This is a genomic window from Streptococcus suis, from assembly GCF_002964045.1.
GTDB lineage: Bacteria > Bacillota > Bacilli > Lactobacillales > Streptococcaceae > Streptococcus > Streptococcus suis_U.
Window position 1 is genome coordinate 20,284 of sequence record NZ_POPB01000330.1, and the last position, 22,678, is coordinate 42,961.

Genomic DNA, 22,678 nt, shown 5'->3' on the forward strand with positions numbered 1-22,678 from the left:
CATGCGATTATCCATTCACAAGCTATGTAAATCCTACGGGAAAAAGAAAATACTAGACCAGCTAAACCTAGAACTGGTAGAGCCTGGGATCTGGGCCTTGATTGGACCAAACGGTTCTGGAAAGACAACCCTCTTAGATTGCATTGCCAACCTGCAAACCTTTGATTCGGGAGAGATTTCTATAAACGGCAAGAAACACAATGACCCAACTATCTATCGAACCTTTGCCTACCTGCAGGACAACCGGGTCCTCTACCCTGAATTGACTGGGCTGGAGCATTTGCGATTGGTCCAAACTATCCAAGATTTACCAAAAGAGCGGATTGAGGAAGTCATTCAAGAAATCGGTATCCGTGATTACGTGAAGATCCCTGTCAAAAATTATTCACTGGGAATGAAACAACATCTCCTGCTGGCTATCGGTATTATGAACAAGCCCCAGGTCATGCTCTTGGATGAACCCTTGAACGGCTTGGACCCGACCAGCTACATCCAGACCAGAAAATTGCTCCAGAAACTAGCCAAGAATGGGTCAACCATTATCGTGTCTTCCCACCAATTAAACGAGGTGGATCAGCTAACCAACCAACTGCTCTTTCTCAAACAAGGAAAAATCATTGAGTGGAAACTGGAACAGGTTGGGCGACAATATGCCATTCAGACTAGTGACAATCAGACAGTGTATCAGAAACTTGGGCAAATGAAGGGACTGACTTTGGCCAATGATAGCATTCAGCTAGACACCAGTGTTCACAGTCTGCATTTCTACCTAGACCAAGTCATGGCGTGTCAGGTGGAAATTCTAGATATTAGCATTCAGGAGCACCAGTCCGAAGAAATCTATAAAGAACTATTTGAATAGGGAGGCTTGACCATGAATCTATTGTCCCTTTTCATTCTACGACTGAAACGCAATGCTATTTTTCTAGCCCTCATGACTGCTGTGGCTCTTATCCCGCTTGCTCTGTCCTATCGGAATGTTCTAGAGGCCGAAAACTTGCGCTTTGAGGACCGAACCCGTATCATACAAGTCAAAAAAGAAGCTGAAACCTTCTTGTATGCTGACGATAAGGAAGCCCAAGCCTTAGACCAGGAAAGCATGGATTATTATAAAAAACTCTTGGAACTGACGACCACCTACTTAGAAAAGGAACATATCCAAGGAAAAAGTCAGGAGGTCTTGGAAACAGAGTTAGAACTCTACCAGACCTTGCAAAACTGGGAGGCAAAGGGGCATAATATCAACCATTTTACGAACAGCGAACTGGCAGAACGTATCACAGTCTATAAAAACGTTCTAGAGCAAGCTCTTACTTTTCACTACCCTACTGCTCCTAAGGACTTTTATATGACCTTCTTGCAACTTCTTCCTACCAGTATCTATATGATCCCCCTTGTCATCTGCTCTTTGATAGTCTGGCTCCTTATGACTGACCTTTCAAAACATCGTGGTCTCCTCTTTATCAACGGACTATCTCCTGGTCAATATGCCACTAGCCTGACCTTACTTGCTTTTCTCCTACAAGTTGCTATCTATGCTCTCATCCTGTTCATGCTACTTATATTGGCACATCAGTTCCAATTTACCTTCCAAGAAGACTATCCTCTACTTGTCGGCACAAATACTCTATCTACCATATCTGTCAGGGAACAATTACAGAAACTCCTGCTGGTAATGGCTGGAGTGACAGGTTTATATCTGACCTTTATCCGATTAGCAACTGCTAAAGTCCTACAAACATACAAGCGAAAATAAGCCATCGCGAAAATGGTGGCTTTTTGAATGCAAAAAACGATGCCCGTTCAGACATCGTTATATTCTTTTATTTGACAGCCTCCAAAGCTGCTTCATAGTCGGGATGTTCGTTGACATTGTCTAGGTATTCTACGTAGGTGATTTCATTGTCGGCATTAAGGACAAAGACCGCACGCGCCAGCAAATTCCACTCCCGCATGAGCACACCGTAGGATTTACCAAAGGCATGGTCATAGTAATCAGACAGGGTGATGGCATCTTCCAGACCTGCAGCCCCACACCAGCGTTTCTGGGCAAAGGGCAGGTCAGCCGAAATGGTGATGACAACCGTATTGTCACGGTCAGCCAGTTCCTGATTGAAGCGACGAGTTTGGGTATCGCAAATCCCTGTGTCAATAGAAGGCACCACACTGATGACCTTAGTCTGCTTGCCAAAGTCTTTCAGGCTTTTCAAACTCAAGTCGTTGGCCATGAGGACAAAGTCAGGAGCCATGTCTCCCACTCGCAACTGCGGACCTACCAAGGTCACTGGTTTTCCAATAAAGGTTGTCATAAAACATCTCCCTTGCACTTAATATAACTATTGTAAGCGTTTATAAGCAAAAATACCAGTTTTTTGACTGGTATTTTCATTATAGTTTGTAGGTTTTCAATCGCAGAGCGTTCAAGACGACTGACACTGAGCTGAGGGCCATGGCTGCACCTGCAAACATAGGATTGAGCAGAGGACCACCAAATACATGTAACAGACCCATGGCGATTGGAATGCCAATTACATTATAAGCAAAGGCCCAGAAGAGATTTTGTTTGATGGTCCGCATGGTTGCCTGGCTGAGTTTGACAGCCTTGACCACATCCAAAATGTCACTATGCATGAGAACAATATCGGCAGACTCAATGGCAATATCAGTCCCAGAACCAATGGCCAAACCTACATGGGCTTGAGCTAGGGCTGGGGCATCGTTGATGCCATCCCCCACCATGGCGACTGTCTTGCCCTGTTCTTGTAAGAGCTTGACTTGGTTGGCCTTGTCATCTGGCAGGACCTGACTGACCACCTGCTCAATGCCGACTTCCTTGGCAATGGCCTGGGCAGTTTTTTCATTGTCCCCTGTCAGCATGACCACTTCTAATCCCATAGCTTGCAGAGTCTGGACAGCCTGACGGCTGGTCTCTTTTACTTTATCAGCAATGGCAATGACTGCTAGTAATTCTCGCTGGCTGGCTAGGAAAACAGGCGTCTTGGCTTGATGGGCAAATGCCTCCGCAACTGCACGCCCTTGGGAAACATCAATTCCCTGTTCCCGCATCAACCGTTCATTTCCCAGATAGATGGTCTGCTCTGCTATTATCACCGAAAGACCACGGCCAGAAAGAGCCTGAAAATCAGTGGCAGGCAAGAGATCAATCTTTTCTGTCTGAGCAGCTTGCAGAAGAGCTTGAGCCAGAGGATGCTCGGAAAATTGCTCGCTACTTGCTGCCAGCTGGAGGACCTGCTCACGATTTTTCGTAGACAAGAGATGAATGTCTGTCACCTGGGGTTTACCTTCTGTAATGGTCCCGGTCTTGTCAAAGACAATGGTGTTCACACCTTGTAGGGTCTCAATAGCTTGTCCAGACTTGAACAAAAGACCGTTTTCTGCCCCTTTTCCAGTCCCAACCATAATAGCCGTCGGAGTTGCTAGACCCAGAGCACAAGGGCAGGCGATGACCAAGACGGCGATGATAATACTAAGTGAAAAAATCCATGATTCTTGCCCCAAGAAATACCAGGCCAGACCAGACAAGAAAGCCAAGCCCATGACAACTGGCACAAAGACGGCAGATACTTGGTCAGCCATTTTGGCGATGGGGGCCTTAGACCCTTGAGCCTCTTCCACCAAGCGAATAATCTGTGCCAGAGTCGTATCACGACCAACCTTGGTAGCCTGCATGGTAATGGCGCCTTGCTGGTTAAGGGTACCGCCAAAAACATTATCGCCCAGAGCCTTCTTCACTGGCAGGCTCTCACCCGTCAGCATGGATTCATCGACACGTGTCTGGCCTTCTAGAACTTGACCGTCAACAGGAATCTGTTGACCTGGGCGAACAATGACCTGGTCACCGACTACCACATCTTCAATCGGTACTTGTATTTCCTGCCCATTTCGTAGGACCTGGGCCGTCTTGGGAGCAAGATCCATCAATTTCTTAATGGCCTCAGAAGTCTGACCTTTGGATCTTACTTCAAAATATTTTCCTAGGGTAATCAAGGTTAAGATAACGGCGGCTGATTCAAAATACAGTTCAGGATGGTGACCGTGCATGGCTACTTCTTTCCCCATCAGAAGAAAGGCAATCATCAAAAGACCTTGAACCAAAGCTGCCCCAGTCCCAACAGCAATCAAGGAATCCATATTGGGATGGCCTTGCAAGAGAGTTTTAAAGCCTTTTTGGAAAAAACTGCGTCCGATATAGAGGATAGGGATGAGCAAGATGACTTGGCTGATCGCATAGACTAGCGGTTGGTGGAGCAAAGCTGGTAATGGAAGCCCTCCCCAAGGCAACATAGGACCCATAGCAATATAGAGCAGGGGAAGGGTAAAGACTGCTGACCAGACAAATCGATGCCACAGCTTTTCTTCCTTGCTCGGTCCCTTGTCCGCAGCCTCTTCTACTTCTTCTGGTCGAATCAGCTGATAGCCTACCTGCTCAACTGCTTTTTCAAGACTAGCTGGATTTTGCCTATCACGGCTATAACGGATGGTCGCCTTTTCTGTTGCCAGATTGACACTGACTTCTTCTACGCCCTCTAGTTTGCCCAGAGCTTTTTCAACCGTCATAGCACAGGAAGCACAGGTCATGCCTGAAATGTCATAAGACTCGGTCACCAAGTTATCGACTAACTGGTATCCCGCCTTTTCAACTGCCTGACGAATATCTTCTAGTCCCAACAGCTTTTCATCATAGCTAACACTCAATTTTTCAGTCGCTAGGTTGACACTGGCTTCTTCTACTCCTGCTAATTTACCGACAGCTTTTTCAACTGTCATGGCACAAGAGGCACAGGTCATGCCTGTAACGGGATAGGTAGCTTGTTTCATATCTTTCTCCTTTGACTACATTTGTAATCACATTATACACAAAACGACTACATTTGTAAACAAATTTGTTTCAAAAAATAGAGGTTGCCCTCTACTTCTTCCTTGCTAGCATGGTCGCAAACCGCATTTTGAGGAAATTACCATGTTCATCACGCTTATGGAGCTGACCAAAGTCTTCATTATACTTGACCAATTCCCAGTCACGATAGTATTCCTTCAACTCACCCGCTCCGAAGGTAAAGGAGAAATTCATAGGACAAGGGGCATCTTCCGTATCCATGGCTGCTACAATCAAGTTGTAACCACCCGGCCGTGTCTGCTCCTGCATATTGCGGATAATAGCTGGCACCCGATCCCTCTCCAAAAACATAAAGACTACGGTCGAGATAATCCAGTCGTAATCCTGCTCCAGAATAGCTGAGTTGATGTCATAGATCCCAGCTTGTAGATCCAAATCCTCTGCTTCCTTGACCTGCAAGAGCGTCTGAATGCTCGGCACGTGCTTGTCAACCGCCGTCACCTCAAATCCCTGCTGGGCTAGATAGAGACTATTGCGACCATGACCGCAACCCAAATCCAAAACCTTGCAGGGCTCGATGATTTTCAAGGCCTCCAAGACTTCTGAATGTGTCCGTGTGTAATCATATTTTTTGGCAAAATAATCCTCTGGCTGACAGAAAAATTCCAAGAAAAACTCCGTATCCTCTGTCAACAGGGTCACCCGATGCCAAGCCTGTGGCTCCACAAAAGGAATATCGTCTGTCGGACCATAAACATATTCTCCCAAAATCTCATTATCATCTGAAATCGGCTCAAATTTGAGCTGGCCCTTCAAGACCTTAATTTTGGCCCAAGTGCCCACCTTGGTATTATGCTTGGTCAAAAAATGCTGGGGAACCGTATCCTGATTCCAAATGGGCATGCGTTTGTAAGGAACTAAAACTGTCATTATTTCTCCTTCTAGTCAATAGTAGTTCTAGTCTATCACAAAGGAAATATGAATTCAAACCTATTTTTTACTTGACTTGGAGTTGACTCCAAGGTGTATAATAGTTCTTATCAATCAGAAAGGATATTTACTTGCACAGTAAATGTGAGATAAATATGAAAGCAGCTATTTATGAAAAAGCCGGTAAGATGACCGTTGCAGAAATCGAAAAACCAAGTCTTCAAGCCAAGGATGATGTCATTATCAAGGTCGTGCGGGCCTGTGTCTGTGGGTCAGACCTTTGGCGTTATGATGAGAATGTTCCCCACGAACATGGCGACGCCAACTCCGGTCATGAAGCCATCGGGATCGTTGAAGAGGTAGGCGAAGATATTACAACCCTTGTTCCTGGTGACTTTGTGATTGTTCCATTTACACACGGTTGCGGACACTGCGATGCTTGTCGTACAGGCTTTGACGGTACCTGTGACAACCATCCAGGTGCCCAAAACTTTGGTAACAACTACCAATCACAGTACATCCGTTTCCACTACGGTAATTGGGCCTTGGTCAAAGTCCCTGGTCAGCCGAGCGACTACTCAGAAGGCATGATTAAATCTCTCTTGACTCTGGCAGATGTTATGCCAACAGGCTACCACGCAGCTCGCGTAGCAGATGTCAAACCAGGCGACAAGGTCGTCGTTATCGGTGATGGTGCAGTGGGGCAATGTGCCGTCATTGCTGCAAAAATGCGCGGAGCTTCTCAGATTATCATGATGAGCCGTCACGCAGATCGTCAGCAAATGGCTTTAGAATCAGGCGCTACAGCTGTTGTTGCTGAACGGGGCGAGGAAGGCATTGCCAAAGTCCGTGAAATCCTAGGCGGTGGAGCGGATGCGGCCCTCGAATGTGTCGGAACAGAAGCCTCCATTGACCAAGCCCTCGGTGTTCTTCACAATGGCGGTCGCATCGGTTTTGTTGGTGTGCCTCATTACAGCAACCACGCACTTGGCTCCACCTTCTCCACCAACATTATCATCGGTGGTGGGGCAGCTTCCGTGACCACCTATGTCAAAGACATCCTGTTAGATGCCGTCCTCAAAGGCCACATCAATCCAGGTCGAGTTTTCACCCAAACTTACAGCCTGGACAATATCGACCAAGCCTACAAAGACATGGCCAACCGCAAAACTATTAAAGCAATGGTGACGGTGGATTAAGATAAATAATAAGCCCCAGATAGTCTCGAAACTGTCTGGGGCTTTTGTTTTCCTATAACAAAAAAGACCAGGATTTCTCCCAGCCTCTATCGACTATTAATCGCCTTCATAGTCCGCTTAATATCACGGTCTTGTTCACGGCGTTTGATGGACTCTCGCTTGTCGTAGTCGTGCTTCCCTTTGGCAAGTCCAATCAAAACCTTGGCAAAGCCGTCCTTGATATAGACCTTGAGGGGCACCAGAGTCATCCCTGTTCCCTTGACCTCATTGCCCAAAGACTCGATTTGCTTCTTCCGCAAGAGGAGCTTGCGGGTCCGCGTTGGCTCCTGATTCCAGATATTGCCCTCATCGTAGGGAGCGATATGGACATTGACCAACCAAGCCTCGCCCTGCTTGATCTGGGCAAAGCCGTCCTTAAGGTTGATCCGCCCCGCACGAATAGACTTAATCTCCGTCCCCGTCAGGACCATCCCCGCCTCCACTGTATCGACAATGGTATAGTCGTGGCGGGCTTTTTTATTCTGTGCAATCACATTGCCCTCACCCTTGGCCATGCCTATCTCCTTTTCTTCTTATTCTTTTTAGCCACTTCTTTGTAAAATGGTTTCTTTTTCTTGTCTTTTTTGCCACTTTTTGACTTGTGGTCTTTCCCAGACTTGTGACGTCCGCTGTCGCGACCAGCAGCTTCTTGTTTGTGGTGCTTACCTCGTCCTCGCCCTGACCGATCATCACGATCTCGGTTGGAGTGACTAGCCGTTCTCCGCTTGGCTTTCTGAGCTTTTTCCACAATATCCAGCTCGGACGGAACGTGGGCAAAATCGATTTCCCCTGTCATCTTGTCCGCCCGCGTTAGCTTGATACGAATTGGCTGACCGACACGGAAGACCCGACCAGATTTCTCACCCTGCAAGGTCAGAGTTCGCTCGTGGAACTGGTAGTACTCGTTGAGGTTGGTGATATGAATCAGACCTTCAACCGTATTTGGTAACTCGACAAAAAGACCAAACTTGACCACGCTAGACACGACACCATCAAACTCTTGCCCAACAAATTCTTGCATGAACTCTGCCTTCTTCATGGCTTCAACTTCCCGCTCTGCCTCAATGGCACGGCGTTCTAAACTGGACGAAGACTTGGCAAGCTCAGGAATAACCTGCTCAAAATACTCTGCTTTTTCCACAGGATTGTGACCATATTCCCGTACCATACGGTGAACCAGCAGGTCGGGATAGCGGCGGATAGGGCTGGTGAAGTGGGTGTAGAACTCGGCACCCAGTCCGTAGTGGCCGTGGTTGTGCTCCGAGTAGCGTGCCTGCTGCATGGAACGGAGCAACATCATGTTGAGGACATCCGCATAGGGTTCATCCTTGACCCGCTCCATGAGATCCTGAAGGGCGTCCTGGCTGATAGAGCTGGCCGTTCCATAGACGGTCAGACCAAAGCTAGTCGCATAGTCGATGAACTTCTGTAACTTTTCCGACTTGGGCTCCTCGTGGATCCGATAGATGAAAGGCAGGTCCAGTTTGGCAAAATGCTCGGCAACGCACTCATTGGCAGCCAGCATGAAGGACTCAATCATCCGCTCGGCAATGCCCCGCTGACGCAGCTGGATATCGACGGGCAGACCGTCCTTGTTGACGATGATTTTGGCTTCAGTCGTGTCAAAGTTGAGAGCACCACGCTTATAGCGCATGGTTTCCAATGTTTCATGGAGTTTAACCATAAGCTCTACACTTGGCACGATAGCCTTGTATGCAGCAAGCTTTTCCTTGTTGCCTGCAATCATGTCATTGACATCGGAATAGGTCATACGGAAGGTCGTTTTAATAACTGTTTGGCCAATCCAGTGCTTGACTACCTTGCCCTTGCGGTCAATTTCCATAATAGCCGACTGGGTCAGGCGATCCACATTTGGATTGAGGGAACAAATGCCGTTTGACAGGCGTTCTGGCAGCATTGGCACCACACGGTCGGTCACATAGACAGAGGTTCCACGCTTGACAGCTTCCTGATCCAAGGCTGAGCCTTCCGTCACATAGTAGCTGACATCGGCGATATGGACACCTAGCTCCAGATTGCCATTCTTAAGTTGCTTGATATGGACCGCATCGTCCAAGTCCTTGGCATCCGCACCGTCGATAGTGAAGATGATTTCATCCCGCAAGTCCAAGCGTCCTTCAAAGTCCTTCTCAGACGGACTTTCTGGTACCCGATTGGCCTCTGCCAAGACTTCATCTGGAAACTCCGACACGATATCCATAGACTCCAAGACTTCCAAGACATCAATCCCCACATCGTCCTTGTGGCCCACCACGTCCCGAATGGTCGCAACAAAGTGGTCCCGTTTCTTGTTTGGATAAGCTTCGATATCAACTTTTAGGATTTCCGTTCCGGTCAATACCAGAGGTGATTTCTTGATGTAAATCTTCTGAGCGATTTTCTGATTTTTAGACTTGATATAGCCTGCATATTCAGGCTTGTCTTCGTCAAAAACAATCAAGCCCACCGCTGTTTTCAGGCTATGTTCCAAAATATCAATGACTTCCGCTTCTGCGGCAGTTCCCTTGAGACGATCTGCAACCTTTTTGATTGCAATTTCAACTCTGTCACCTTCGATAGCAAAGTTAACATCGTCACGACTGACAAAGAGATCATCTTCCTCCTCGTCAATGGTCACAAAGCCAAAACCTGACTTGTGGGCACGGAAAATACCCTGTAAGGTCACCTTATTCTTGGAGATTTTTGGAGCAGGCAGAGCAATTCGACCCGCATTGTCAAAGACAAGTTGACGGCTACCTTCCATGCTCGAAACCAGCTTGACCAAGTCTGTAAAACTCTTAGCAGAACTAGTTCCAAGTTGGTCTGCTAGTTGATCCATGGTCATAGGACCAACTTCTTTAATATAGTTTATAATTTTGTTTTTCATGTTGTAATTACCAGAGTGCAGGATAAAAACCTAGCACTATTTCTCTTAGTGTGCGTTATATCCAGACGCAGTGGTTGATTGCTCCAACAATCAAATGATTGTTGGAGGTGGGAGATAGGATTTGCAAAGCAAATCTCAATAGTTCGCGTAACGCTCCGAACCATACCTATTCAACTTATGCGGGGGTGGGCAGACGAACTCTTTATACTTGTCGAGTTCTGGCCCACTCCCAAAAAAATAGACCAAGAACAAGTCCCAGTCTGATTTATCTATCTACTTGAAATGATAACAAGTGCTAGCGCATCCAACATCCATAGAAAAATAAGGATAGCTGTAATACGTTGCATAACCGCTTCAAAACCACGCGCCTTTGTACGCTCAAACAAAGCACCACTAGTTGAGTCAAAGACATTGCTAGATTGGTTCTTAGCTGGTTGAATAAAAATCACTGCAATCAAAATAACAGATAAAATCAACAGAATTGTTAATAATGCTTGATACATATTTTTTTCACTTTCTACAATAACTTAGCATATTATACCACAATACCTATTTGGTTTCAAGATGAAGGGTTACTTTTCTCTCTTTTGGACAGTATTTTAAGACTTCAATTTTATCTGGGTGATTTTTAGCATTCTTGCTAGTCAAGTAATTTTTACTTCCACACTCCGTACATTGCAAATTGATTTTAACTCTCACGAAACATCCCTTACTTTCAAGTAATTTCTAAAATTGGTCAAGGACCAAAGTAAATTGAACAAGACCAGGCCACTGGACAAATAAAATACCCAATCATAACCCAGTTGACCTGCTACACTTGACCCCAACATGGGCCCGATAACAGACCCCATATTGTTAAAAATCTGATTATAAGAAAATATCCTGGAAATCCCCTCCTTAGGCGTCAGCTTTGTCAAAAGAGAATTGACCGAAGGTAGCAAGGCCCCCGTTCCAAATCCATAGAGGAACCGCAAAAGACCTAGTTGGAAGGGATTTTGAGCAAAGACACATAGGATGTTGATGAGCAGACTATAGACCAAAGCCATTAGCAATAGTCTATGATTACCAATCTTATCACCTATTTTCCCAAGATATCCTGATGTCACTAGCGATGCCATACCAGGCAAGGAAATGATAAAGCCAGCTACAAAAAGGAGATTGTCTGTCTGGCCCAGATGCCGCACATAGAGAGTCAGAATCGGCACCACAGCCTGAGCCGCTGCGATGATAACCATCGAGGTCACAAAGAGTCCAACCAACATCTGCTTGTCCTTGACCTGTGCAAAAACCTCTGAAATGGACAGTTGGTCTTCTTTTGTCAATGGTTTGAAGTCCTCTCGAATTTGAAAAATGGTCAGTACTACGACCAGGGCATAAAGCAAGCCAACTAAGAGAAAGACAGCATGGACCCCAACCAATTCTGCTAAAAAGCCACCAAGCGTTGGTCCAATCAAGTTTCCAGCAACCGCACCCGTTGACAAGGTCCCCAGAGCATAGCCTGTCTTGTCCTTAGGTACCTGACTGGCAATCAAGGCTGTTGCATTAGGAATATAGCCTGTAAACATTCCGTTCAGGACACGCAGGACAATCAACCAAAAAACATTGGGCACAAAGGCCATACCACCCATGGTAAAAATCATAGCAAAGGCCGCTCTTACCATCATGGGCTTACGTCCATAGCGGTCTGCCAAACTTCCCCAGATTGGTGCCATGACTGCTGCTGCCAAGGCATTGGCCGACACCGCCAGCCCTGCATAGTGTTCCACCTGACCCGCTCCCACTCCCAACTCCTCTACGAAGACCGAGATAAAGGGCATGACCAAGGTAAAGCTGACACCCGTTAAGAAGTTGCCCAACCAAGCTACCTTCAAATTTCGCTGCCAGTAATGACTAGCCTCATCCATCTTTCATTTCCTCCAAAAGTGCGGCAACCTGATCCAAAGTCGCCTCAACCGCTCCGCTATTGTCAATAAGGATCTGAGCCCTGATCCGTTTTTCCTCTAAAGAAAGCTGAGCTGCCAGCCGATTTTCCGCATCTTGAACGGACAAGCTATTGCGTTTCATGAGCCGTTCCAACTGCTGCGCTCTATCGACATAGACCAGCCAAACTTCATCCACTTCCCCGCTATAATCCGCCTCGTAGAGCAGGGGGATATCCATAAAAATCACATCCTCGGTCTGCTTGAGAGCATCCCTTCTGTCTAACAGATCCTGCCTGATAATTTGGTCCTGCAAGACAGACAAACGAGCCCGCAATTTGCTATCCGCAAAAACAGCCTGACCCAGCTTAGCCCTATCTAGACTGCCATCAGCTGACAGGATAGCTTCCCCAAACTCCGCAAGTAAGACCTGATAGAGCTTGCCACCCTTAGCCTGCAATTCATGAACAACCGCATCCGCATCAATGACTGGATAACCTTGTTCTCTCAGAAAAGCTGTAACGGTTGATTTTCCAGAGGCGATGCCCCCTGTTATTCCGATAACTTTAGCCATTTTTCACCTGACACTTGGGACAGAAATGTGTCCCCCGTCCGCCCAACTGGATTTTGACAATCTCCGTCTGGCAACGGGGACAGGCCTGTCCTGTCTTTCCGTAAACTTGTAAATAATCCTGCATGGTCCCATCCATGCCCAAGGCATTTTTATAGGTCCGAATGGTTGAACCACCTTTTTCGATACCTAATTGCAGGACTGCTATGGTGGCTTGACGGAGGCTAGTTACCTGCTCTGCTGCTAACTGACAACTGACTTGAGCAGGGTGGACTTGAGCTCTGAACAAGACTTCATCGACATATATATTGCCCAAACCAGCCACTAAGGACTGGTCCAAGAGATGAGCTTTTATGGGCTTTTTCGACTTGGCTAACTTGACTGCAAATTCTTTTAAGTCAAAATCCGCCTCCGTCGGCTCAGGACCAATTTTTCGACTGATAAAATAGGCATCCACATCTGCCTTGCCCAGCAGTTCCATTGTGCCAAACTTGCGGACATCCTGATAAACCAAGGTCGAGCCATCTGAAAAAGTAAAAAAGGCATGGAAGTGCTTGTTGGCAGGCACCTGTTCTGGAAAGAAATTGTACTTGCCCTCCATTCGCAAGTGGGACAAGAGCGTAAAAAGCGACTGAAAATTAGGAGAGCGACGCTGTGTGGCTTGCACACAAGGAGCTCTATCTATTTTCCGAGCTTTTAGCTCGGGTTCAAGTACGCAAACACTCGTCCTTTCTAACAAAATTACAAAATAAAAGAAAAATAGAAACCTGACCAACGGTGCAGTGGCACCTAGGTCACGGTTGTGATTTTCAAAGAGGCCTAGGCGAGTTCAAGACAACGCCTAATCGGCTTTCCTTTCTTAACTAAATTTTTGATAAACATACTTTTATTCACTATTCAAATCTCGAACATAGTGAACGTTTCGGCTAACTTCTCGGAAGCCATGTTTGATATGAAAATTCTGGCTCAGTAGATTATCCAGTTCCGCATCAGATCCTAGTTGGCATATCCCTTGACTTTTAGCCCAATGCTCAGCAAAATTCAACAGTTCTTTCGCAATCCCTTGACTACGGTAATTCGGGCTAATAAAAATCCCTTCTAAATAGGCAACTGGACTCGCCTGGCATCCTTCTACATAGTCGTGGCGAAGCGACAAACTAATCCACGCTATCGGCTCCTCACTTTGAGAGTAATACAAAAATTCAAAAGGAAACTCATTATTTGAAAATTCTTCTATCAAAACTTGCTCTTTTGTCTGCCAAACCTGACTTGCAAAAGAAGCCCAGATAGAAAGAGTCTGTTCATTAACTGCTCTAATCGTCATAATATCTCACCGTAACTACGGAAAACACCACAAAAGTGGTGCTTCACGCTTGAAATTGATTCATTTCTATTCTGGTGAGACAAGCCACACCAGAATACCTCGCTCTACAATTTTAAAGCTCGGGTTTTCACATGGTCACTTTCGCATTTTTAGGTGACCAGCTGAAACAGTCTATTCCCAGACTGTTTCACTCCCCCGGACTACCTCGCTCTCCAGTTTTCAAGCTCGGGTTCAACTCGCCAAAGTTGAGTGCTTTGAAAAGCTACTCAACTTACGGCAATTCCCAGCAGAATTGCCTAGGCGACTTACTAGTTTCTCACATCATTATGGTCGAATGATGTGAGAAACGTCGATCACGTTCCCCGAACCTTATTAATACTCTTTCTCATTATATCCAAAGTCGGCGAGGTCGAGTTTTTTGTCTCGCCAGTTTTTCTTGACCTTGACCCAGGTTTCGAGGAAGACTTTATCGCCCAACATCAATTCAATATCACGACGGGCCATGGAGCCGATTTTCTTGAGCATAGCCCCTTGCTTGCCGATGATAATGCCTTTCTGGCTATCACGCTCAACCATAATCGTCGCACGAATGTGAACCTTGTCAGTAAACTCATCGCGTTTCATAGACTCGATGACAACTGCCACAGAGTGCGGGATTTCCTCACGGGTCAGGTGCAAGACCTTCTCACGAATCATCTCAGACACCAAGAAGCGTTCTGGGTGGTCTGTGATTTGGTCCGCTGGGAAATACTGGAAGCCTTCATCCAAGTTTTCCTTGAGAATTTCCATAAGGCGGTTGACATTGTTCCCTTGGGTAGCAGAAATTGGCACAATTTCCTTGAAGTCCATCTGATGACGGAAATCATCAATCTGTTCTAAAAGCTGGTCTGGATGAACCTTATCAATCTTATTAACCACCAAAATAACTGGAATCTTGGCCTGTTTAAGCCGTTCCATAATCATGTCGTCACCCTTGCCTCGTTTTTCATCGGCTGGCACCATAAAGAGGACCGTATCAACTTCACGAAGGGTGCTGTAAGCAGACTCCACCATAAAGTCACCCAAAGCCGTCTTGGGCTTGTGGATTCCTGGTGTGTCAATGAAGACAATCTGCTCTTCTTCAGTCGTATAAATCCCCATAATCTTATTACGGGTGGTTTGAGCCTTATCACTCATGATGGCAATTTTTTGCCCCATTACATAGTTGAGAAAGGTTGATTTCCCAACGTTTGGACGACCTAAAATCGCCACAAAACCTGACTTAAATGTCATGTATTCTCCTTAACTTCTAAAAAATAAAGTCCCAAATTTTCGGTACAAAGATAATCAGCCCTGTCAACAAGGCGAATCCTGACACAAACAAGACTGCCCCTGCTGCCATATCTTTTGCATTTTTTGCCAACATAGAAAAATGATAGTCTGACGCCAAATCCACCACATTCTCAATAGCAGAATTCACAATTTCAAAAGCGATAACCAGACTGATACTAAGCAAGAGGAAGAGCCATTCTGTCACAGATACTTGGAAAATAAGCCCTGCAAGCACAACAAGGATAGCTGAAGCAAGGTGCTTCCTCATATTGCGTTCTTCCTTGAATGCCGTAAACAGACCCGTTACTGCAAATTCTAGACTAGCAATCAATTCTCGGTTTTTCCAGCGATTTTTTGAATTATTCTCTTGTAAGTCCATAGGCCGTCAAAATTTCTTCTTGTAAACCAAACATTTCTGCTTCTTCTTCTGGCGTATAATGATCATAGCCATTGATATGCAGAAAACCGTGTACAGCTAAAAAGCCCATTTCGCGCTCGTAGCTATGACCATAATCTTCAGCTTGCTCACGCGCCTTATCAATGGAAATATACAATTCACCAATAAAAGCATCGAAATCTTCCATCATTTCAGCCAACTCAGGATTGTCCAATAAGTCTTCCTCATCAAAGATAATTTCTGACTCTGGCTTATACTCTAGGCTGACAACATCAGTGGGACGGTCAATTCCTCTGTATTCCAAATTGACCTCATGGACGCGAGCATTGTCCACAAAAGTCACAGCCATTTCCTTATTTTCTTTTCCGATTTTTTTAGCAGCAAACTGGAGCAATTCTGTAATCTGCTCCTGCATTTGAGCAGAAACCTGCCCTGTTTCATCAATCATTTCTATATACATAATCTTACATTCCTTTTACGATTCCATTATATCATAAAACCTATCAATGAGGTTTTTTTAATGATATAATATCCTCAGAAGCTAACAGAGGTATGCAACATGTTACAAACTCCAAAACATATAACAGCCATCATTGAGTCTCATATGGACCAGATGACAAAATTAGAAAAACAAATTGCCAGTTATTTCACTCAGTTAGACCCTGCAAGCGCTGACCTTAGCCAAGAATATACCATCTCACAACTCCACATTTCTCCATCTGCTCTGACCCGATTTGCTAAAAAATGTGGTTTTTCCGGTTATCGAGAATTTGTCTTTGCCTTTCAGAATAACCAAGAATACTTGGACCATCATTTTGAAAAATTGCAGCGTAGCTTAACAAAAAAAGTCTTGGTAGACTACGAAGAAATTCTAACTGCTACCAATAAACTGGTAGATGAGGAAAAATTAGAAGAAATTGCCAAACTGATTGACAGCAGCAAGCGTGTCTATTTTTACGGAATAGGCAGTTCTGGCTTGGTTGCCATGGAAATCAAGTCTCGATTTACACGACTTGGTGTGGTTTGTGATGCTATTACTGATAAAAACAATCTCATCTGGACAACTAATATTTTGGATACTAGCTGCCTGGTTATCGGCCTTTCTTTGTCTGGACAAACCGAGGAAGTCATGGAACACTTGCTCCTTGCGAGTCAAAAAGGAATACCAACCGCCCTCTTGACGACAAAATCTTTTCAACAAGCACCTTATGACCAAATTATTCCTGTTGCCTCTGTCCGACACCTTAATTATGGCAACCGTATTTCGCCACAAATTCCATTATTGATTATGTTGGACATTATCTACGCCTACTTTTTGGCTATAGATAAAGAAAGAAAAGAAACCATTTTTAAACATACGATAAAAGACACTACCATTTAAGTAGTGCCTTATTTTTGTTCAAAAAAACTTGTTCCCAGTAAATAGTCAAAGACATAGTCATTGACCTGGACATGCATGGCATCGTGACCATAGTCAGGCATGATTTTCATTTCTCTTGGACCTGCGAGTCGGTTGTAAATGGCAAATTGAGTAGAAGGTGGACAGACACTGTCCTCCAAGCCTGTCACCATAGCAACAGGACAGGAAATCAAATGCGCCAAGTTTTTCACATCGATATAAGACAAGGTCTGTAAAACCGCATCTTCTGTCTGGTGAAATGGATCAGAAAACTTGAAATATCGGAAGAGTTCATCATAGGCCTCGCTAGTGTTTCCTAGTTCCAACACCCGTTTAAAATCGGAAAGGAATGGGTAGATAGCCACCGTTTTCCAATCCGTTGGTTGAGAGCTGCCGCAACCAAGGCCAAGGCTCCGCCTTGGGATCCTCCGTAAGAAACCAGACGCTTCTTGTCCACAAAGTCAAGGCTGGCAATAATTTCCACCAGTTGATAAACATCCAAGTAGACATCCTTGTAAAAGAGGTGGTCAGGCCCCTGCAACATCCCACGAATAACCTGGCCTTTGACAGTCATCCCATCAAAGTGGCCGTGGTCTTGAGAATGCCCCGCCTGGCCTCTAACATCCATGGCAACAACACCAAATCCCGCTGCGACAAACTTGAGTAACTCTGTCCAATCAGGACCTTGTCCTTGGTAACCATGGAAGTAAAAGAGAACAGGAACAGGCTGATTAGACTTGGGAAAGAGGCATTTGGCAAATACCTTGGAACCATTGGTCCCTTCAAACCACAAGCTTGAACAAGTTACCTGATCCAGGCCACACTCCTTGTCCACAAATTGATGATCAGGCAAGCCTCCTAGCTTATCTTTTTCATCCCGCCAAAATTGATCAAAATCTTCTGGCACCTCATGGCGACCTCGGTATTCCTGCATCTCCTGCAGAGACATTGTATCAATCATAGTTCCTCCTAACCCAGACCTTGCTTCTGTTGGAAGTGATAAAAGGCACCCAGCATGCCAGCCGCATTTTCATGCTCTGCAAAGGCAAGTCTGGTCTTGTCTGCTAGGCTAGAAACCAAGTTTTCTTTAAGGGCTGCCTGGATTTTCTCAAAGAGATAATCCTTTTGCGCCATAATACCACCACCAAGAATAACCACTTCTGGATTGGCTACATAGCAGATGTTGGCAATGCCTTGGCCGAGATAGTTGACCATGCGATCAATAGCCGCAATACAGTGGGCATCTCCAGCCTTGGCTTCTTGGAAAATCTTATAGCCGTTCCAGTCTGCCGGATTCTGACCATGCAGGCGAGCCACTTCTTGTACAAGAGCCGTAGTTGAAGCCAGGTCTTGGAAGGCGCCATCAGAAAGATGAAGGTAGCCTACCTCACAAGCCGAATTACTAAAGCCGTGGAAGATTTGACCGTCCACCAGCAAGCAGCCACCAATACCTGTACCAATTGTCAAACAAAGACTAATCTGGCAATCTTGACCTGCTCCTGAAATCCCTTCTGCCAGCCCTGCACAGTTAACATCATTTTCAATCTCACAAGGAAGATCAAAAGTTGACTCAATTTCAGACTTGAATTGGGTTCCAGCATAGTTTGGAATCTGCGGCCCTGAATAGAAAATCTCTCCCTTATCAGGATCGACCATCCCTGCTGAGGAAATGGCTACACCTGAAAGTGGAGATTGAGCATGAAAATCTGCTACTAGTTTTTTGACTGTCGCAAGGATATGCGGACCACCCTTGTGAGCTTCCGTATCCATCTTGTAACTTTCTAAAATCTGACCTGCTGCATCTAGGCGGCCATATTTTATCTGGGTTCCGCCGATATCAATAGCAAGATAGGTTTTCATAGACACCTCCTAGGCACCAAATCTTTCCTTGGCATCCCGAATCAACTGAGCCGCTTCTTGAGCAATGGAAAGGTCAGCTTCTGTCAGAGCCGTTAGAGGTTCCCGAACAGAGCCAATGTCCAAGCCATCATTGATACGGATAACTTCCTTGATGACAGCATACATATGACCATGACCAGACACCAATTTACCAATGATTGTATTGATGGTTGACTGCAATTGACGGGCTGTTTCCAAGTCCTTGTCAGCAATTAACTGATTAAGTCGTAGGAAGAGTTCTGGCATTGAGCCATAGGTACCACCAATTCCTCCCTTAGCCCCCATAAGGCGACCGCCGAGAAATTGCTCATCTGGACCATTGAAGACCACATAATCTTCAACGCCTAGACTAACAAAAGTATCAATATCCTGAACTGGCATAGAAGAATTCTTCACCCCAACCACGCGTGGATTTTTCAACATTTCCTTGTACAGACTAGGCGTCAAAGCCACACCTGCCAGTTGCGGAATGTTGTAGATGATGAAATCTGTATTTGGTGCAGCTGCACTAATGCCGTTCCAATAAGCAGCGATGCTGTACTCAGGCAAACGGAAATAGATCGGTGGAATAGCTGCAATTGCATCGACACCCAATTCTTCCGAATGGCGCGCGAGTTCCACACTGTCCTTCAAATTATTGCAGGCCACATGGTTGATGATGGTCAATTTGCCCTTGGCAACCTCCATAACCGCTTCAAGAATTTGCTTGCGGTCTGCTACACTCTGGTAAATGCATTCACCAGACGAACCATTGACATAAAGCCCTTGAACTCCCTTGTCAATGAAATACTGAACTAGAGCTTTTACACGCTCTGAACTAATGTCACCAGCCTCATCATAACAGGCATAAAAGGCTGGGATAATACCATGATATTTCGATAAATCTTTCATTCTAATTCCTTTTTAACTGTTTTTATTCTTGAACCAAACTCTCTAATGAATAGAAAGGATAGGCCCGCATAGGCAAAAAATAGCAGACAAACCAGACCGATTAAAAATGTCAGGTCTGAATAAAAGAGGAAAGCAGCTACAAGTAGAAAGACCAGACCAACCATAGCGGTCAAGGACAACATATTCCCCAGGCATAAAATTCCTTTTAGGAATAAGTCTTTCAACTGCAAATCAAATCGACTGGCTAACGGGTAGATATAGACCCAAAGTAGCTGACTAAAGAGCAGGATGGCAATACAGCTTGCACGAAAACTGTCAAATACCAGACCAGCCTGTCCCCAAATCAGATATAGATCCAAGAGGCAAAATGTCGTTAGCCCAATTTCTACCAGCGACAAGACCAAGCCCTGTTTCCACTGGCGACCAAAATGACCCCAGTAGGTCGACCAGACCTTGACTTTCCCCTCTTCATGCATGTCCCATAAACTAGCTTGAAGGGCTAGTTTGGCAATTCCCAAGGTAAAAAGAGGGAGACTTGCCAAAACAGTTAAGCTATTTAAGAGCATTAAATCGAAGATTTTCTCTACCAGTTGCCAAGCCGGATGATGGACATCAAACAAGGACTGAACCAGTGTTCTACCACCCTTTCCTTTCATTTACATCTTCCCCTTTCTATTTTAGTTGAAAACTAATCGTCTAGTAAGACTTTAATGACAAACTTGCGGACAGTCTTTTGTCCACCTGCCCATTGGTTTGGCTGATGAACCTCACCAGGTAGGAAAATGGCAAAGTAATTCCCATCAAGTAGGCAATCCACCCATTTTTCACTCGGAACAAAACCGATATCACTTGCTGGATCAAAACCAGTATCTTCTCCAACTAGACGACAACCGTAAGAAATTTGTTCCTGTCCACTGATAACAAAATGGATATCTGCATATGAACGATGGTATTCAAATTCCTCCTTGAACTCTTCAGAGAGGGTATTTTCCTGAAGGAAATAATAGATATCTTGACCAGCTATTTCATACCTGACTAGGTCCTGCTCGCGAAAATCACCCTTTTCCAAAACAGCCAAGGCAAGATCCAAGTTGGGATGTAGTCCCTTATATTGTGAACAATTGTCAATATGATCATAAATCATAGTTCTATCTCCATGAATTAACCAGATTCTTATCCCTTAACTGCTCCCATGGTGATACCTTGAGTAAAGGATTTTTGGAAGACAAGGAAGACAGTAACAATTGGTACTGCAGCCATTGCCGCTCCCGCCATGATAACACCATAGTTGGTTGCCATTTCAGCCTGCATAGTTGCAACACCTAGCGAAATGGTCAAATTCTGACGTGAAGTCAACATAACCAACTGCATGAAATAGTCATTCCAAGAGTTGATGAAGGTAAAGATAGCCAAGGCTGCAAAACCTGGTTTGACAATCGGAAAGGCAACATTCCAGAAGGTTGACAGCTCACCACATCCATCAATCTTAGCAGATTCCAAGAGCTCTGTCGGAATATTTTCTGAGAATTGCTTCATCAAGAAAACCCCGAATGGCCAGCCAACTAGTGGTAGAATCACCGCTGCTAAGGTATCATGAATACCCATAAAGTTGATAATCCGTACCAGAGGTACAAGCACAACCTGTTTAGGTAAAGCCATGGCAGCGATAAAGATTGAGAACAAAATCCGCTGTCCATAGAAACGTTTTTTAGCCAAGACATAACCAGCTAGAGAGGATGTTGAACAAACCAAAATCATGGTCGCCAAGGAGATAAAGACTGAGTTCCAAAGCCATTGCAAAGCTGGGTTCTGGACTGTCAATTTAGTAAAGTTTTCCAGTGTTGGCTGGGTTGGCCACCACTGAGGTGGAATGACAATAGTATGCGGTTGTGACTTAAAGGCCCCTGTCATAATCCAATAGAAAGGGAAGATGAAAAGGATGGTCAACAAGAGCAAGGTAATCGTTGAAATAACACCAAAGGGTGTAATGGTTTTCTTTTTCATAAATTCCTCCTTTCTAGTATTCCACATCGTTACCCAAAATCTTGAATTGGGCAAAGGAAATCAGTGCAATCATGACTGCCAGGAAAACACCCATGGTGTTTGCATATCCATACTCAGACAACTTGAAGGCTTTTTCGTACAAGTAGTACATGAGGGTGGAAGTTGAATAGTTAGGTCCACCTGAGGTCAAGAGCTGAATAAGGGCAAAACACTGGAAGGAGTTAATGGTTGTAATAACTGCGATGTAAAGAGTGGTTGGTAAGAGGCTTGGCCATTTGATTTGCCAGAAAACCTGATGTTCGTTGGCACCGTCCACACGCGCAGCTTCTACCAAGGAATTATCAATATTCCCAAGAGCTGCAATGTAAAGAATAATCGGCTGACCAACTGAAGTTGTTAAGAGGATAATGATGATGGCTAACAAGGCCCACTGTTTATCCCCTAACCAACTGATATTTTGTTCAATAAGGCCACCAGATTTCAAAACGAAGTTCAAGATACCCGATAGGGGATCGTAAATCCATTTCCAAACAACCGTTACAGCAACGGAACCCGTTACAACAGGCAGGAAGAAAACTGCACGGTAGAAGGAACGAGCGATGACATTCTTTTCATAGGTCTGCGAAGCGACAAAGACTGAAAAGAAAACAACAACTGGCACTGACCCAACCACGATAATCAATGTGTTAATCAGAGATTTGATAAAGATCGGATCATTAAACATCCGTACATAGTTATCTAGTCCAACAAAGGTGAAATCTGTCATGGTATAGTTAAAGAAACTGGTGACAAATCCCATAATCATTGGAGCTAGTACAAAAATGGTGAAGAAAATGAGAATAGGAGCTAAGAAGGTATAGGATACAATCGTTTCCCGCATTCTAATCTTATTTATCTGCACTTAGAACACCTCCATTCTAATCTTGTAACAAAACTCATTGAAAACCAAAATAAGTGATGAAAATTTTTTTGATTTTCATTAAGCATTAAAGGAATGGCTCCCTTTCCATATCTATTGAATAGCTGACAGAGAAAAGGAGCCTCATTCAA

At 44.9% G+C, this 22,678-nt stretch carries 23 protein-coding genes and 2 pseudogenes; 4 read left to right on the forward strand and 21 right to left on the reverse strand.

Features of this window, described 5'->3' with window-relative positions; genetic code table 11:
* Position 1 precedes the first annotated feature (1 nt).
* Positions 2-862 carry an ABC transporter ATP-binding protein gene (locus tag C1E99_RS06630; protein WP_105207030.1) on the forward strand — a complete coding sequence of 287 codons (861 nt, stop codon included), beginning with the start codon at positions 2-4 and terminating at the stop codon, positions 860-862.
* 12 nt (positions 863-874) lie between these two features.
* The gene (locus C1E99_RS06635; protein ID WP_105207031.1) at positions 875-1,756 is read left to right on the forward strand and encodes a hypothetical protein; all 882 of its coding nucleotides are present in this window, start codon (positions 875-877) and stop codon (positions 1,754-1,756) included.
* Positions 1,757-1,823: 67 nt separating this feature from the next.
* Here the strand turns inward: C1E99_RS06635 and tpx are convergent, their stop codons facing one another.
* The 3 genes from tpx to tehB all read right to left on the reverse strand — a co-directional run bounded on the left by tpx (position 1,824) and on the right by tehB (position 5,788).
* Positions 1,824-2,309: a thiol peroxidase gene (gene tpx, locus C1E99_RS06640; RefSeq protein ID WP_105207032.1), complete on the reverse strand. Its 486-nt coding sequence runs from the start codon at positions 2,307-2,309 to the stop codon at positions 1,824-1,826.
* A gap of 79 nt (positions 2,310-2,388) precedes the next feature.
* Positions 2,389-4,839, reverse strand: coding sequence for a heavy metal translocating P-type ATPase (locus tag C1E99_RS06645; RefSeq protein WP_105207033.1), 2,451 nt, complete (start codon positions 4,837-4,839; stop codon positions 2,389-2,391).
* Between the two features lie 91 nt (positions 4,840-4,930).
* On the reverse strand, positions 4,931-5,788 hold the full coding sequence (tehB, locus tag C1E99_RS06650; protein WP_105207034.1) for an SAM-dependent methyltransferase TehB: 858 nt from the start codon (positions 5,786-5,788) through the stop codon (positions 4,931-4,933).
* Positions 5,789-5,943: 155 nt separating this feature from the next.
* Between tehB and C1E99_RS06655 the strand changes: the two genes are divergently transcribed.
* The gene (locus C1E99_RS06655) at positions 5,944-6,987 is read left to right on the forward strand and encodes a zinc-binding dehydrogenase (protein ID WP_105207035.1); all 1,044 of its coding nucleotides are present in this window, start codon (positions 5,944-5,946) and stop codon (positions 6,985-6,987) included.
* A gap of 86 nt (positions 6,988-7,073) precedes the next feature.
* Here C1E99_RS06655 and smpB read toward each other — a convergent pair whose 3' ends face one another.
* The 11 genes and pseudogenes from smpB to ybeY form a co-directional block, all read right to left on the reverse strand.
* Positions 7,074-7,541 carry an SsrA-binding protein SmpB gene (gene smpB, locus C1E99_RS06660; protein WP_002935771.1) on the reverse strand — a complete coding sequence of 156 codons (468 nt, stop codon included), beginning with the start codon at positions 7,539-7,541 and terminating at the stop codon, positions 7,074-7,076.
* Positions 7,542-7,543: 2 nt separating this feature from the next.
* Complete coding sequence (rnr, locus tag C1E99_RS06665; protein ID WP_105207036.1) at positions 7,544-9,913, reverse strand: ribonuclease R; 2,370 nt, start codon at positions 9,911-9,913, stop codon at positions 7,544-7,546.
* Between the two features lie 269 nt (positions 9,914-10,182).
* Positions 10,183-10,416 (reverse strand): preprotein translocase subunit SecG, encoded by a 234-nt coding sequence (gene secG, locus C1E99_RS06670; RefSeq protein ID WP_105207037.1) that lies wholly within the window; start codon positions 10,414-10,416, stop codon positions 10,183-10,185.
* A 46-nt stretch (positions 10,417-10,462) separates the two neighbouring features.
* Positions 10,463-10,612 (reverse strand): 50S ribosomal protein L33, encoded by a 150-nt coding sequence (gene rpmG, locus C1E99_RS06675; protein ID WP_105207038.1) that lies wholly within the window; start codon positions 10,610-10,612, stop codon positions 10,463-10,465.
* Positions 10,609-11,817 (reverse strand): multidrug efflux MFS transporter, encoded by a 1,209-nt coding sequence (locus tag C1E99_RS06680; RefSeq protein WP_105207039.1) that lies wholly within the window; start codon positions 11,815-11,817, stop codon positions 10,609-10,611. Before C1E99_RS06680 ends, rpmG begins: the two co-directional genes overlap by 4 nt.
* A complete protein-coding gene (gene coaE / locus C1E99_RS06685; RefSeq protein ID WP_105207040.1) occupies positions 11,810-12,406 on the reverse strand; it encodes a dephospho-CoA kinase in 597 nt (198 codons plus the stop codon). The genes C1E99_RS06680 and coaE overlap by 8 nt, the downstream gene beginning before the upstream one ends.
* A pseudogene (mutM, locus tag C1E99_RS06690) lies at positions 12,399-13,022 on the reverse strand (DNA-formamidopyrimidine glycosylase); the annotation flags it as partial. The pseudogene mutM and the gene coaE, both read right to left, overlap by 8 nt.
* A gap of 267 nt (positions 13,023-13,289) precedes the next feature.
* Complete coding sequence (locus tag C1E99_RS06695; protein ID WP_105105288.1) at positions 13,290-13,727, reverse strand: GNAT family N-acetyltransferase; 438 nt, start codon at positions 13,725-13,727, stop codon at positions 13,290-13,292.
* A gap of 372 nt (positions 13,728-14,099) precedes the next feature.
* Entirely contained in the window at positions 14,100-14,999 is a 900-nt protein-coding gene (gene era / locus C1E99_RS06700; protein ID WP_105207041.1) for a GTPase Era, read from the reverse strand.
* Positions 15,000-15,015: 16 nt separating this feature from the next.
* Positions 15,016-15,417 (reverse strand): diacylglycerol kinase family protein, encoded by a 402-nt coding sequence (locus C1E99_RS06705; RefSeq protein WP_105207042.1) that lies wholly within the window; start codon positions 15,415-15,417, stop codon positions 15,016-15,018.
* Positions 15,398-15,895, reverse strand: a complete 498-nt coding sequence (ybeY, locus tag C1E99_RS06710) for an rRNA maturation RNase YbeY (protein ID WP_105207043.1) — start codon at positions 15,893-15,895, stop codon at positions 15,398-15,400. Before ybeY ends, C1E99_RS06705 begins: the two co-directional genes overlap by 20 nt.
* A gap of 99 nt (positions 15,896-15,994) precedes the next feature.
* Between ybeY and C1E99_RS06715 the strand changes: the two genes are divergently transcribed.
* Positions 15,995-16,816, forward strand: a complete 822-nt coding sequence (locus C1E99_RS06715) for a MurR/RpiR family transcriptional regulator (RefSeq protein ID WP_105207044.1) — start codon at positions 15,995-15,997, stop codon at positions 16,814-16,816.
* 8 nt (positions 16,817-16,824) lie between these two features.
* Here the strand turns inward: C1E99_RS06715 and C1E99_RS06720 are convergent.
* The 7 genes and pseudogenes from C1E99_RS06720 to C1E99_RS06750 form a co-directional block, all read right to left on the reverse strand.
* A pseudogene (locus C1E99_RS06720) lies at positions 16,825-17,795 on the reverse strand (alpha/beta fold hydrolase).
* A gap of 8 nt (positions 17,796-17,803) precedes the next feature.
* Entirely contained in the window at positions 17,804-18,694 is an 891-nt protein-coding gene (locus C1E99_RS06725) for an ROK family protein (RefSeq protein ID WP_105207045.1), read from the reverse strand.
* A gap of 9 nt (positions 18,695-18,703) precedes the next feature.
* On the reverse strand, positions 18,704-19,624 hold the full coding sequence (locus tag C1E99_RS06730; RefSeq protein WP_105207046.1) for a dihydrodipicolinate synthase family protein: 921 nt from the start codon (positions 19,622-19,624) through the stop codon (positions 18,704-18,706).
* The gene (locus C1E99_RS06735) at positions 19,621-20,280 is read right to left on the reverse strand and encodes a YesL family protein (protein WP_105207047.1); all 660 of its coding nucleotides are present in this window, start codon (positions 20,278-20,280) and stop codon (positions 19,621-19,623) included. The genes C1E99_RS06730 and C1E99_RS06735 overlap by 4 nt, the downstream gene beginning before the upstream one ends.
* Positions 20,281-20,312: 32 nt before the next feature.
* Positions 20,313-20,768, reverse strand: a complete 456-nt coding sequence (locus C1E99_RS06740; RefSeq protein ID WP_105207048.1) for a YhcH/YjgK/YiaL family protein — start codon at positions 20,766-20,768, stop codon at positions 20,313-20,315.
* Positions 20,769-20,797: 29 nt separating this feature from the next.
* Complete coding sequence (locus tag C1E99_RS06745) at positions 20,798-21,628, reverse strand: carbohydrate ABC transporter permease (RefSeq protein ID WP_105207049.1); 831 nt, start codon at positions 21,626-21,628, stop codon at positions 20,798-20,800.
* Positions 21,629-21,641: 13 nt separating this feature from the next.
* Entirely contained in the window at positions 21,642-22,529 is an 888-nt protein-coding gene (locus C1E99_RS06750) for a carbohydrate ABC transporter permease (protein ID WP_024380549.1), read from the reverse strand.
* Positions 22,530-22,678: the final 149 nt, after the last annotated feature.